The organism is Anabaena sp. WFMT, assembly GCF_051781005.1.
In the GTDB taxonomy this organism is placed as follows: Bacteria; Cyanobacteriota; Cyanobacteriia; order Cyanobacteriales; family Nostocaceae; genus Anabaena.
The window spans coordinates 237,027-250,697 of sequence record NZ_JBPWOA010000019.1 but is presented as its reverse complement, the minus strand read 5'-3'; the positions used below and the strand labels follow the sequence as shown (position 1 = coordinate 250,697).

The following is a 13,671-nucleotide window of genomic DNA, read 5'->3' as shown; positions in this document are numbered from 1 at the left end:
CCTAAACCATTATTTTATGCAGAAATTTGATTAATGCCTACTTGATAAATTACCTGTTCTCGCACTGAATTTGCAGCGGCTATAGCTATTTTTTCCCAATCACTATCTAATAGTAAAATATTCAAAAGCGACTTTAATAAGTCCCGATTAGATATAAATTCTTCAACATTATATAATTCATCTTGCTTTAAAATTTTTTGCAGTGCTGATAAAGTTGCTGCTTCAGGTAATTGTAGTCTTTGAATCAAGCATTTCTGTGCTACTTCTAAGGCTGTTTTTTCCCCTATACCCAAATTCCATTCTTTTATGAGTAACCGCAGTTCACGGTTGAGTGATACGCGCAACTGTGTCATTCTTCCAAACATTCCAGGATTTTGTAATAAGGCAGGAATTGCTAAACCCCAATCTAAACCTGCCGTCACGTCGCAATCGGTTTCATCTTCAATTTGAATTGCTGCTTGGAGAGATGCTGGGTTAAAAAGTAAATTAATAGCTTCAGCTACATTTTGGTTATTATTCATAATTACTCCCTGCATCATTTTTGTAGTCGTAACATACCATATTCAAAGTAGGTAAGATTCTCGTATTCTTCATCAATACCAAGATTGAGCATATTTTGGTTTTCATAAAATCGTTCCGCAGTTGGAAGTGAATGCAGTCCAATTCTTCCACCATAACCTAACTCTACACTTCTGAGTCGTGCATATCTCAATAATGCAGTACCTACACCTTTGTATCGTGGTGGACGTTGTATTTCTTTACGATTCCAAGGAGTTATCATTGAGGATTTATAGCTAATCTCTAAGCTGATGCCAAGGAAAATCAAGTAAATAATCTATAATTAAACGAAATACTAGATTATGGATTTTTTCAATTTGCTGAAAAATAGCTGCATTTTTACCTGAAAAATTTCCCGAATATTTTTGTTTAAAAAAAGTCTCTACTGATTTTTCATCTAATAGAAATTGGTCTAGAATAGCTAAAAATTGGTTATTTGTATCTCTACACATTAATTTAATTTCTTCATTATCAACATATTTACCAAGAATATAATTTAATGTGTCTGTTCTAAATTTATCCATATCTTTACCATCACAACACAAAAACTCTAGTAACCACTTAACAGCCCTTCGTTTTATTTCTAAATCTGAATAATTATTATCAATATCAACACCGCTGATGAATTTTACATTTATTCTAAGAATTTCGGTCTGATAATTTATATAAACTTCTTTCCACCAACTATTATATTCTTTATCAGAAGAGATTGTACAACTATCTAGAGTACAACTATTTAGAAAGGAAGATATGAAACGATCCAAGTCTAATAATTCTTTATCGGAAGTACATAAATTTTCTAACACAGGGTGATTACGTATGGAACTTAAATTTGCTTGTTTAGATATGTGTTCTTTAATATCTTTTTTAATTTGGTCTTGATTTATTTTAATAAATTCCTTTTTTTCTTTGCGTAAATCTTGACCTTTACAGAAATATGAATTAGCTTTTTCATCGAGTTTAAATGTTTGAGCTTTAATTACTTCTTGAATGTATACTTCCTGTTCTTGAATAAATTTACCATTATTGGGTAATGATATTAGTTTACAAATTACAGAAATAAATATATTAACACATTCTAATGATAATGTATTTTTTGAAGAATATTTTGTAAGACTGACTTTACTATGTTTTTTTAATTTACTTATAAACTTCTTCTTTAAAACTTTAAAACATTGTCCTCTAGATTCACTAAAAATTGGTTTTGAATTTATTGTATTAGAATCACTGTTCGCTCTATAGGGGCATTTTTTTTGTAATTCCGTTTCTGCTTCAGGGTGTTTAAAAGCAGCAGGTATTATTATTTTTCCATTACGAATATATTCTTTTGTGAGTTGCATTGCAACTTTACAATGTGGACACTGTAAAATTCCGTGATATTCTGGATAATCTACTTCAGATGCACGAACTATTCTTCCAGTAGCTATGTGACAAGCTTCTTTCATATCTAAGCTTTTTACTTAAAGTGTATTATAGTATAGCAGTCCGATTTGATTAAAAATTTTTAGTTGTAGTTGTCGAATTTTCATGTTGGTCTCCACAAATATATTTACATAAGGTATATTTATATTTAGTTATAGATTCAAAATATAATAGATATTAATTGCTAATCACAATTTCCACAACCAACATGGAAGAACTACTCGAACTAAGACAACTTCTAGAACAAGGAAAAATCAATGAAGCTTTACTGTTAGTGGATGAATTAGAAGAAATGAGCCTAAGCGATAAAATCAATAAAATTGATAGTTATGGCGTAATTCTACTCATCCATTTAATTAAACAAAAAGCGGAAAAACGTTCTACTCGTTCTTGGGAAATATCTATAGAAAATGCAGTGCGGGAAATTAATAAAATTAACAAACACCGCAAATCTGGTGGTGTTTACTTGAATCAAACAGAATTAATGGAAATTCTCCAACAAGGATATCAAGTAGCACTGAAAAGAGCAGCGCTAGAAGCTTATGAGGGACGTTATGAAACCGAAGAATTAGCAGCTATGGTTAATGAACAAGAAATATTAACTCAGGCGCTGGAATTGATAAAGGTGGGTTACGACGCGAATTGAGGCAATCTGTTAATACCATATTACCCGTTGCGTCTAACCCACCCTACTGTTATGCTGTTACTTCTTCTTTGGGATTTTGTTGTAAAGCACCGTACAGCCTATTTAGTGCATTTACGTAGGCTTGAGCCGATGCAACGATGATATCGGTGTTGGCTGCATGACCTGAAAATACACGCGATTCATATTTCAAGCGGATGGTTACTTCTCCAAGGGCATCTATTCCGCCTGTGACAGATTGCACAGAGAATTCAATCAATTCATTTGGTACATTTACTACCCGATTGATGGCTTTATAGACTGCATCTACTGGGCCTGTACCTATGGCAGCATCTGTTAATTCTTCACCGTTGGGCGTGCGGAGTGTGACTGTGGCAGTGGGTTTGGCGTTGCTACCGCAGGAAACCTGGACTAACTCAACTCGGAATAATTCGGGTGCTTGTTGGATTTCATCGTTAACGATCGCTTCCAAATCCCAATCTGAGATTTCTTTCTTCTTATCCGCTACGTCTTTGAATCGCACAAAGGCTTTATTTAACTCGGTTTCTGACAGTTCAAAACCCAATTCTTTCAAGCGAGTACCAAAGGCATTTCTACCGGAATGTTTACCCAATACGATTTGATTGTCTGTTAAACCAATCAATTGGGCATCCATAATCTCATAGGTGAGTTTATTTTTCAACACCCCATCTTGGTGAATACCCGATTCGTGTGCAAAAGCATTTGCACCAACAATGGCTTTATTTGGTTGCACCAACATTCCTGTCAAGTTGGAAACAAGACGTGAAGTTTTGTAAATTTGTTTGGTGTCAATATTAGTTAATGATTCTTGAGAATCAGCTGGTCTGCCAAAGAAGGGGTTAAAATATTGCCGACGGACGTGCAGTGCCATTACCAATTCTTCTAAAGCAGCATTTCCGGCGCGTTCACCAATGCCATTGATGGTACATTCTAGTTGTCTGGCACCGTTTTTGACTGCTTCTAAGAAGTTAGCAACTGCTAAACCTAAATCGTTATGGCCGTGAACAGAAATAATGGCTTTGTCGATGTTGGGGACGTTTTCTATAATGCCTTTGATGATGTTGCCAAATTCGCTGGGTGTGGTGTAACCCACGGTATCAGGAATGTTAACTGTTGTTGCACCAGCTGCGATCGCTCTTTCTAAAACTTGATACAAAAATTCTGGGTCAGAGCGTCCTGCATCTTCAGGAGAAAATTCTACATCATCGGTGAAGGTTTTGGCATAAGCTACCATTTCTTCAGCAATGGCTATCACTTCCGGCCTAGTCTTTTTCAACTTGTATTGCAGATGGATATCGGAAGTGGCAATAAAAGTATGAATCCTACGTTTAGCGGCTGGTTTTATCGCTTCTGCTGCGGCTTTGATATCATCATGTCTGGCTCTGGCTAAACTACAAATTACAGGCCCATCTTCTATGCCCACAGTTTGGGCAATTTTGCTGATTGCTTCAAAATCGCCGGGACTAGCAAAGGCAAACCCTGCTTCAATAATATCCACACCCAGACGCGCTAATTGCTTGGCAATAATCAGCTTTTCGTCAATGTTTAAAGTCGCTCCTGGACACTGTTCTCCATCTCGCAGTGTCGTATCAAAGATGATAATTCTGTCTGCTTGATTGCTCATTGGTTTTGGGTTGTTTAGTGTTAACTGTGGGCTTAAAATACCTGGAACTTTATTTTCTAACTCTTGGCTTTGTAAATAATTATTAATTTTACTAAGCTTCAGTTTTTTCTATCTGGTCTCTGATATCGTTCAAGTCTATATATCTATCAGTGGCGTTACGCAATTCTCTAGCGATCATTCCTTCTGTTGATACAACTGTTATATGCGTATTTTTAGAACGTAATAGTTCTATAGCTCTTTCAAAATCTCCATCACCACTAAATAAAACAACTCGGTCATACTGGTCTACCGTATTAAACATATCTACAACAATTTCAATATCTAAATTCGCTTTTTGCGAGTAACGACCAGAAACATCATCATAGTATTCTTTAAGAATTTTGGTGCGGACTGTATATCCCAAACTAATCAGTGCATCTCGAAAACCGCGTTGATCTTGTGGATCTTTTAAGCCTGTGTACCAAAAGGCATTAATTAATGTTGTGTCTGACTGCTCGTTTTTGAAATATTCTAATACCCGTCGCGGGTCAAAAAACCAGCCATTTTTTTGTTGAGCATAGAACATATTGTTTCCGTCTACAAAAATAGACAGACGATTCATTGGAGAACCCATAGAAATTTACACCTAATAATAGATAAGAATGTAAGATGGAACAATAGATTATAGCAATTCTTAATTGGCAAGGTCGCTAATATCTATAAAGGTAGTTTTCATGTATAGCTTTTATCTTACCTCTGTCAAAGCATAAAATTGGCTAAAACATTAAATTTGATATACTCGCTAACTGAACCTGTTTAACCTCCAACTCTTTCCAAGATACCCCGTGATCAAAATCTACCAAGAAAATCGACTGAGTAACAGGATTGTAATCTGTATATCGATCAAGTTTACTCCTAAAGAGGTATGGTATGGACTTTGAATAGGATCTAGGCTGATGCCCATCAATAGATTTTGTTCCTCAATAGTAAAAATGGATTTCTGGTAAACATCAAGATTTGACCACAGAGAAGAGACTTACAAGGAAGGTTGCTTAGTATACCATTGTTCAGAAGCTGCCTTTTGCCTGGACTTTGCTAAACCAAGATGGGACCAATTAGTGATAGAAGGATAAAAATTTAACCTTCTCCTGCTGTCCTTTTGGTTAAGTCAAGTCCTCAAGCTAGGATAGAATCTCACCATAACCAATTGCAAAGGTGAAGCATATCTGGTAGATATCTGTGCAACAATCACAGATAGAAATTTAGTGACAAGGAAAATAGGGCAGTATCTAGATGGGTGTTCTTTAGGGGTACTGTAACAATGCGAGTTTGATTGAAATTAAAGCATACTTGAGTAATGTATAAGAGTTTGATTTCCAAATGTTAATACTGAGACATTCTGTGTATAGATAACAGTGTTGTACTTAAATTAATGAGTAACACGATATGGCAGAAGAACCTAGATCGACCTCAATTAAAAAATCACTATCTGCTGCCCAGAGCCAGTTAAGTAAATTCACAAAAGGAAATTTAACTGCCTCGTTACACCAGTCTAAACTAATGGTGCGTTTTGGTCATCTGCTCACTGGTACTTCGGCAATGCTGGCAGCAGTGCTGAGTGCTTCTGGTGGAGGTTGGGTAAAATTGATAGAAACTCAAGCTTTAACTACCTTTTTTCAAATACGTGGGCCAATGACGGCACCGCAAGATATTGTGATTTTGGCAGTTGATGATCAGTCGATATCAATTCCTGAACAGTATTATAGGACTGATCCTCAACAGTATGCCTACTTAGAACCACTAAAATCTTTTCCTTACAAACGTGTAGCCTATGCTCAAGTGATTAGCAAGTTGATGAAAGCGGGTGCGCGTGCGGTAGCTTTGGATATAGTTTTTGATAGGCCGAGTAGTTATGGTGAGGCTGATGATCGGCAATTACAGACAGTTTTACAACAATATGGCAGCAAAGTTACTTTAGCCGCAGTCTATGAGAATTTTACGACACATCAAGGATCATTCCAGCAATTGACCCAACCGCAAGAAATGTTTCGCATGGGTTCTGTGTCTATTGGTTCAGTAAATTTTCCCTTGGAGGAGGATGGTAAGGTTCACCGCTTGGCTAGTGAATATTCCAAGTTTTTAGCTCAAGACAATGTGATTACAACTAAAATACCCTCGTTTGGGGAAGCAGTTTTAGGAGTAGCACAAGAGAATTATCCTCCACCTAGGGGCGATCGCATTTATTTTTGGGGAAATGGAGATAGATTTAAGATAGTTCCGTTTTGGTATGTGTTTGATTCAGAAAATTGGAACAATTATTTACAACAGGGAAGGGTTTTCCAAAATAAGATCGTGCTAATTGGTGCAACATCGCAACTAAGCAATGATTATCATCGAGTAGCTGTTTCAGCAAATGATCGTATGGCTGGGGTAGAAATTCATGCTCATGCGATCGCTACCTTGATGGAAAATAAAACTATTGGTACAGCAATTACAAGTCCCATATTACGTGGTCTGTTTGTGCTGCTACTAGTTGGTGGTGCGTCTGTGATTGTCACCATCAAAAAAAGGGGTGTTAGTAGATTTTTGTTGAGTATAGCTTTGGCTAGTGTGTGGGGAGTAATCAGCTATAGCAGCTTTATCTATGGTCAACTAATATTCCCGACTATAGTACCCATGATAGCGATCGCACTGACTGGACTCTCTTATTTAGTCACTGAAGTCGCTAGAGAAAAAATCAACAAACAAAAATTATTCCTAATTTTCCAAAAATACAAATCTTCTCCCATTGTTCAAGAAATTATCAGCCAACAAGAAGACCTGCAAGACCTAATTCAGCAAAGGGATTTAGCATTGAATGGTAAAATACTCGCCGCACGCTACAAAATTATTAAAGTTTTGGGTGCAGGTGGATTTAGTGAAACTTATGTGGCTGAAGATATACAACGTCCTGGAAACCCACAATGTGTAGTCAAGCAGCTAAAACCAGCCACAACTAAAGCAGAAAGTTTATCACTGGCTAGGCGTTTATTTAGTGCAGAAGCGAAAACTCTGGAAAAACTAGGAACACACAATCAAATTCCTCAGCTTTTAGCATATTTTGAAGAAGACGAAGAATTTTATTTAGTGCAAGAATACATACTTGGACATCCTTTAAATCAGGAATTGCTTTCCGGCAAGTGTATCACAGAAAGTTTAGCAATTACGCTGTTAAAAGAACTATTGCAAATATTAAGATTTGTCCATGAAAATGGTGTAATTCATAGAGACATCAAACCCAACAATATTATCCGCCGTCATTCAGATTGGAAACTCGTATTAATTGACTTTGGTGCAGTCAAAGAAGTCAGCACTCAAATAACCGAAAATCTTGATTCAACAGCTTTCACAATTGGTATTGGTACTAAGGGTTATGCACCTAGCGAGCAATGTTTTGGTCGTCCTAAATATAATAGCGATATTTACGCCATTGGCATGATTGGAATTAAGGCTTTAACTGGTATTTCTCCCCATGAATTAGCAAGAGATATGGATGGAGAAGTGAAATGGATTGACAAAGCCGTAGTGAGTCAGCCTTTAACAGAAATTATTAATAAAATGACTTTGGATGATTATAAACAACGATATCAATCTGCATTAGAGGTGTTAGATGAACTAAATAAGTTACCAATTTGTGAAGATGGCAAAATTGGCTGCAATACAAAGTATTCCACAGATAATTTATCTTTAGTTGATTCTGACTCTCCCACCACACCTTGGACGGGAATATCGTGAAGGAATGTATTTTAGATAAACATAAAACTACCCCACAGCAAAATCTGAAAAGTAGGTTGGGTTAACGACAGTGTAACCCAACAAAAGGTTTGGTAGGCAATTCTAAAATAAATGTTTAGATAGTTGTTTTATCAGATTTCCCAACTTGCACAGGATTGAGGCTGTAAACTTGCCATTTATTTTTTTGTATATGTAAAAAAAGCAAAGTTGATGAACCACAACAATATGGTTTACTCCTGATTTTATATAACTCTTTACGCAAAATACCAAAGCGATGCTCTATTTGATCCGTTGTAAAGTTATATGATTCTACTGTGGGAAGAGTAGATTCCCAACCTTTAGAGGTTTTTTTGAGTAACTCTAGTTGAATAGCTTCTTGTTGTTGATGATTTTGACGCATTTGAATTTTTCCTTATCTTTATCGGTTGTCTTGCTATTCACTAGTTTGCTTTATCGTTTAAAATCTGAATAGTTGTAGTTGTGCAACTAGTTGAACGTGCAACCGTTGAACAAGGTTGAACATAAAGGAATATCCAAAGTGCTAAAAAAAGTTAGAAAATACAAAGAATCTGGAGAAACTTTTAAGAAATTACTCAAAGATAAAAATTTTAGCCAATACAAACTAGAACAAGTAACTGGTATAGATAAAAGTGTTATCAGCAAAATTGTTAATGGTTATACTGCTGAACCTAAATTAGAGACACTGGAAAAAATAGCTGCTGCGTTAGGGGTAGAACTACCTCAACTAACAGAAATATTCACTTCATCAAATACGAACTCGTCGCACTCCACTACAAACCCGCAACCTCACGAATTAGTTTCTGAAGTTTCAAAATTTAAAGATCCTGATTTTTTAGGACGTGATCAAGATATTGAAAAACTCAATAACCTAGTTAATGAAGGTGCAAAAGTTATCCTAATTAAAGCTGAGGGTGGTATTGGTAAAACAACCTTGGCTGAAAAATGGTTTGAAATTCAAGGTTTAGAATATCTTAAACTAAGTGTAGGAACGACATCTGAAAACCTTAATTCTGTTGAAGATTGGGTAAAGTTAAAGTTAGCAGATTACTTTAAAGTTAAACCAGTAGGAAATTTTATGACGATGCTGGAACAACTTAAAACTCAGCTACAACAGAAAAAAATTGGTATTTTAATTGATAACCTCGAACCTGCACTTAAAAATGGAGAATTTGTAGAAACACATAAAAATTATGTAGATTTATTAGAAGTTTTGAATGATAAAAATGTTCAGAATATTACATTAATTACCAGTCGTGAGCAAATCTATGAGCATAAAATCTTTAGTTCACCAAGTTTTAAGGATTATGATTTAGTGGGATTAAGTCAAGACACATGGAAAGAATATTTTGAAAGTAAAGAAATAAAAATAGAGAATGATTCTCTAAACGCAATATGGCGAAATTATGGTGGTAATGCTGTGTCCATGTCACTGCTTGCTGCGGATATTTTAAAGGAATCACAAGGAGATTTAAAAGCTTACTGGAAATCTAACAGTGAGGATTTATTAAGACATCCTTCTGTAGAACAACTTGTACAATCGCAGTTTGATAAACTCAAAAATGATAACTTTCAGGCTTATAGGTTGTTGTGTCGTTTTGGTGGCTACCCTGAACAGAATATCATTTTGTCAAAAACATGGTTGTTTTACTTGCTTTGGGATGTTCCAAAGAACAGAAGACAAAGAATAATTGATGAACTAATATCCCGCTCTTTGCTTAAACAAACTTTGCTTAAACAAAATTGTTATAACTATTTCCTAGTTCCTGTAATTCGTTCTGCTGCTATAGATAATTTTTGTCAACTAAAAGAATTAGAAGCTGAAAATTTGATTTTCTTGAAAAATCAATTTGACAACCTTGTTCATTCTGAAAAGTATCAGAAATTTTTAAGATGGATCAACAATAAATCTTTAGAAAAAGAAAAAATTAAAAATAAATCTGCCGTAAGAGCTTTATTTTTTGAAATAGATTTTATTCTCCAAAATATTCTATCAAAGAGTAATACTATAAATAACAATCTTCTATTACAACTTGCTATATCTATTGATAAACAATTTAAATTTGGTTTAGAAATGATTGGAAATTTCGACTATAATTATCATGCTGATTACTTTGATTATTGGGATTATTATGATGATATAATTATCACCCCGAATCAATATCTAGATGCTTATCAAAAATTTAATATTGCTTATGTAGTAGTAGAATTACAAGAACTCATTTGGTCTATTTGCAACAAAAAATTTAATCGCTATATTCATGCTTTTTCTTTGGAAGGCGAAATAATAGATAGGCTAAAAGAACTGATAAAGCAGATACCTAATAAAAATAGTATTTTGTGGTATCAACAATTAAGAAATTTACTTATTAAATATCGAGATATTGCTCACAATTGGAATTTTACTGACGAGGAAAAATCTACTCTGAGACACTACTACAATGTCAATATATTACTAGTAAGATGTTTACAGAGCGATTGTAATGCTTCCCCAGAAGTGCGATCGCACATCGAAGACACCCTACTCCTACCCATCGAAGAAATAGAAAAACACCCATTCAAAAACTAACTCTTCTACTCCTCTTTGCGCCTTTGCGCCTTTGCGTGAGACATAAAAATGGCGGGTGCGGGAATTGAACCCGCTAATCCCCAAATATGGTGGAGACGTTATCCGATAACCCTACATTCATCGGCCTAAAAGGCAAATTGCGAACGAGGGAAACCCGCCAGGAAAGACAAAGGATAAACTTATATTTATCCCTCATCAGACAATTTACAGCAACACTTATAAATCATCATTAGCTAACATCTGGATGATGCGCGGAATACCAGGATCAAATCCTCCCAAATCCCAAGACAAAGGATCTTGAGGATCTACCAAAGAAATCTGGTAAGGTGTCAAAGTCACATAAACCGCTTTCACATCAGGATTTACCTTTTTTCGGTATTCCTTCAAAGCTTGACTAGGATGCTTATTACCAGCCCAGCTTTCTGAGTCAGTCCAAAAACAGACAACATCAGCCTTAAACTTATTCTTAATCATCCAGTCATAAGCTACACAAGCATCAGTTCCGCCAAAGTTTTGGTTACTAGCTTTGCGAACCGCAGAACTAAAACTATCCTTCGCAGTAATTTCTAAATCTTTAAACTTAGTAGAAAAACCGCGAATCTCATAATTTGTCTCAGCCTTAGCTGTTACCAAAGCCATTGTTGTGGCAATTTCACAGCAACTCAAACCCATATCTGCAACCAAGCTACCCATAGAACCAGAAATGTCTACGGCGTGCATAAACACTTTCCCAGTCGGTTCTACTACCTCAAAAGACAGTTCCACCGCCTTTTCCAAAATGTCCACAATGCGGGAAACTGGTTTCCAAGTCTTCTTACTGCGTCCTAAACTACCTCCAGATTGATAGGTTTTGAGTGCTTTTAAAACATCAATGGGATGAATTCGACCTTTTCGCAGATGTTCTTGGTTATTGAGAACTGCTTCCACACGCCGCAAATTTGCGGTTTCATCAGCCCGCAAAACTTCCAATTGAGTCAAAGAACCTAAATTCCTCAACATTGCCCCGATAGGCATTTCTTGAAAGAGCAAATTCCAAGCTTGCTGATCCATTTTGCCCACAGGTGCAGTCATTTCATGGGTTAAGCGTCCTTGAGAAATAGCTGTATGAGTTTCGCTAGGATTGCGCTTTAACCATTCATACCACCATATCTGCGCTAAAGCATCTGAGGGTATATCTGCTGGTAAATCTTCCCAACCTTTCACTACCCACTCAAATAATTGACGGTGATTTTCTGTAGGTGGGTTGACGTGGAACAACCGCAAAGCGTCACGGTGAGTAAAACCTTGACGTTGTTGATATTTCAAAAGTTGATAAGCCAATCCTTTGACATCTTCCCGTGAAAGCCAATTTTTACCCGCTTCTCGGATCACTTTACCGAAACCCCGCAGAGATTTGGTGTAGTTCAACCATTCATAGAAATGGCTACCTGTGCGGACAACTTGGGGGAAAATTTCACCAAATGCTTTTTTAGCTTCTGGTGTTTCACCCATTGAAAGCAATACTAAAGCGAGAATAGGCGCACTGTTATTGATGGCGCGACCATCACTAGCATAGAGAATTTCTTCGGCTACACGGCCAGGATTTTCCGCAACGGCTTGGGTGACGACATTAGCAAAATCTTCCGTTAATTCATTTTTACCTGCGTAGTATGTGCTTTTTGCTGTGCCTATCAATAGACACCGACGCAGCATTTTCCAAATACCAGCATCGAACATATAGCCGCCACTACGTCCTTTGATCATCTCTGCTTCCCGTCCAGGAATAGGCTGATTTTGAGGTGTAGTATTTTTGTTTTTAGTAAAGAAGTTGTAATTCATGGCTTCTTCTTCCGGCCTTTTCAGGCAATTTTAAAATTGTACAAAGTAAATTAATACGGTGTGTCAGACTTGATAAATTGCTAAGGAATATGAATTAAATAAAATACAACTCTTAATTTATGTAATCTAATGTTGGGTTACGCTTTCACTTCACCCAACCTACAAAGAATTGTAAGTTAATAAATCCATGTTCCTAACTATGAAATAATTTTTGATATTTCCAGTTTTGCCTAAAACTAAGATTAATTTTTTTGATTTTTCTGCCCATGATTGATACCTTATTTCATGCCTACACACCTCTATTTATTTGGATAGGCTTAGGACTTGTATTATCTCGCTTCACCGCAGATAATTTTCTCAAGTTGTTAGGTCAGGGACTTTACTGGGTGGGTGTTCCCCTGCAAATTTTAGTATTAGCGCGTCATACAAGCTTATCTGAGGGTGGATTTATCCCCGGAATAGCGATCGCAGTTTTGCTTCTGAGTTTAGTTTTAGCATTGTTAACTTGGTGGGCTTGGCAATGGTTTATAACTAACAAAATGCAATCACAACTGAAAACTGTGGATGTTCCAGTATCGGTAATTAGAGCTAGTTTAGGCAGCTTTATTCTGGCAACAATTTTAGGCAATACTGGTTTTGTCGGACTGACTCTCACACAAGTGCTAACTAGCCCCGAAAATACTGGTTTGGCAGTATTATTTAGCGTCACTAATAATGTGGTCGGTACTTATGGAATTGCGGTTTTAATTGCTAGTTATTTTGGTCAGAGAGAAACCGAAAACCATTGGTGGGTGCAGGTGCGAGATATAGTCACAGTACCCAGTCTATGGACATTTTTGATTGGTTTAAATACCCAGTTTATCGAATTACCAGCAGTGCTTGAATCAGCTTTAGATCAAGGTGTTTGGGTAGTCATTGCTTTAGCTTTGTTACTGGTTGGTTTGCGACTAGGAAAGATGAGATCATGGGGAAGTTTAGCGATCGCTTCCATTGCCAGCACGATTAAAGTCTTTATTATCCCTTTGCTGGTAGGATTAGGCGCAACCTATTTAGGTATAACAGGGGAGCAGCGTTTAGTGCTGGTGCTAATGTCTGGCACACCTACAGGGCTTTCTGTACTGATTTTGGCAGAAGTTTATGATTTAGATCGGGAGTTGTTATCTAGTAGTATTGCTTTGACTTTTGTGGGGTTATTTTTAGCATTACCTCTTTGGCTATTTTGGTTTAGCTAAATCTAAAATTGGT

The 13,671-nt window shown here is 36.4% G+C and carries 10 protein-coding genes and 1 pseudogene; 4 read left to right on the top strand and 7 right to left on the bottom strand.

Going from position 1 to position 13,671, the window contains the following annotated elements:
* Window positions 1–14 precede the first annotated feature (14 nt).
* The 3 genes and pseudogenes from ACSQ6I_RS12655 to ACSQ6I_RS12645 form a co-directional block, all read right to left on the bottom strand.
* Window positions 15–521 carry a hypothetical protein gene (locus tag ACSQ6I_RS12655; protein ID WP_438890668.1) on the bottom strand — a complete coding sequence of 169 codons (507 nt, stop codon included), beginning with the start codon at window positions 519–521 and terminating at the stop codon, window positions 15–17.
* Between the two features lie 14 nt (window positions 522–535).
* A pseudogene (locus ACSQ6I_RS12650) lies at window positions 536–772 on the bottom strand (GNAT family N-acetyltransferase); the annotation flags it as partial.
* 22 nt (window positions 773–794) lie between these two features.
* The gene (locus tag ACSQ6I_RS12645; RefSeq protein WP_438890667.1) at window positions 795–2,003 is read right to left on the bottom strand and encodes a hypothetical protein; all 1,209 of its coding nucleotides are present in this window, start codon (window positions 2,001–2,003) and stop codon (window positions 795–797) included.
* Between the two features lie 185 nt (window positions 2,004–2,188).
* Between ACSQ6I_RS12645 and ACSQ6I_RS12640 the strand changes: the two genes are divergently transcribed.
* Window positions 2,189–2,626, top strand: coding sequence for a DUF29 family protein (locus ACSQ6I_RS12640; protein ID WP_438890691.1), 438 nt, complete (start codon window positions 2,189–2,191; stop codon window positions 2,624–2,626).
* A 49-nt stretch (window positions 2,627–2,675) separates the two neighbouring features.
* Here ACSQ6I_RS12640 and ACSQ6I_RS12635 read toward each other — a convergent pair whose 3' ends face one another.
* Window positions 2,676–4,268, bottom strand: a complete 1,593-nt coding sequence (locus ACSQ6I_RS12635) for a 2-isopropylmalate synthase (protein ID WP_438890666.1) — start codon at window positions 4,266–4,268, stop codon at window positions 2,676–2,678.
* A 91-nt stretch (window positions 4,269–4,359) separates the two neighbouring features.
* The gene (locus ACSQ6I_RS12630) at window positions 4,360–4,881 is read right to left on the bottom strand and encodes a LabA-like NYN domain-containing protein (RefSeq protein WP_015217058.1); all 522 of its coding nucleotides are present in this window, start codon (window positions 4,879–4,881) and stop codon (window positions 4,360–4,362) included.
* A gap of 812 nt (window positions 4,882–5,693) precedes the next feature.
* On the opposite strand from ACSQ6I_RS12630, the gene ACSQ6I_RS12625 reads away from it, so the two are divergent.
* Window positions 5,694–8,021: a CHASE2 domain-containing protein gene (locus ACSQ6I_RS12625; RefSeq protein WP_438890665.1), complete on the top strand. Its 2,328-nt coding sequence runs from the start codon at window positions 5,694–5,696 to the stop codon at window positions 8,019–8,021.
* 115 nt (window positions 8,022–8,136) lie between these two features.
* Here the strand turns inward: ACSQ6I_RS12625 and ACSQ6I_RS12620 are convergent, their stop codons facing one another.
* A complete protein-coding gene (locus ACSQ6I_RS12620; protein WP_438890664.1) occupies window positions 8,137–8,421 on the bottom strand; it encodes a hypothetical protein in 285 nt (94 codons plus the stop codon).
* A gap of 138 nt (window positions 8,422–8,559) precedes the next feature.
* Between ACSQ6I_RS12620 and ACSQ6I_RS12615 the strand changes: the two genes are divergently transcribed.
* On the top strand, window positions 8,560–10,608 hold the full coding sequence (locus ACSQ6I_RS12615; protein ID WP_438890663.1) for an NACHT C-terminal helical domain 2-containing protein: 2,049 nt from the start codon (window positions 8,560–8,562) through the stop codon (window positions 10,606–10,608).
* A gap of 216 nt (window positions 10,609–10,824) precedes the next feature.
* Here the strand turns inward: ACSQ6I_RS12615 and ACSQ6I_RS12610 are convergent, their stop codons facing one another.
* Window positions 10,825–12,426 carry a TROVE domain-containing protein gene (locus ACSQ6I_RS12610; RefSeq protein ID WP_438890662.1) on the bottom strand — a complete coding sequence of 534 codons (1,602 nt, stop codon included), beginning with the start codon at window positions 12,424–12,426 and terminating at the stop codon, window positions 10,825–10,827.
* Window positions 12,427–12,692: 266 nt separating this feature from the next.
* Between ACSQ6I_RS12610 and ACSQ6I_RS12605 the strand changes: the two genes are divergently transcribed.
* A complete protein-coding gene (locus tag ACSQ6I_RS12605) occupies window positions 12,693–13,658 on the top strand; it encodes an AEC family transporter (protein ID WP_438890661.1) in 966 nt (321 codons plus the stop codon).
* The last annotated feature ends 13 nt before the right edge of the window (window positions 13,659–13,671 follow it).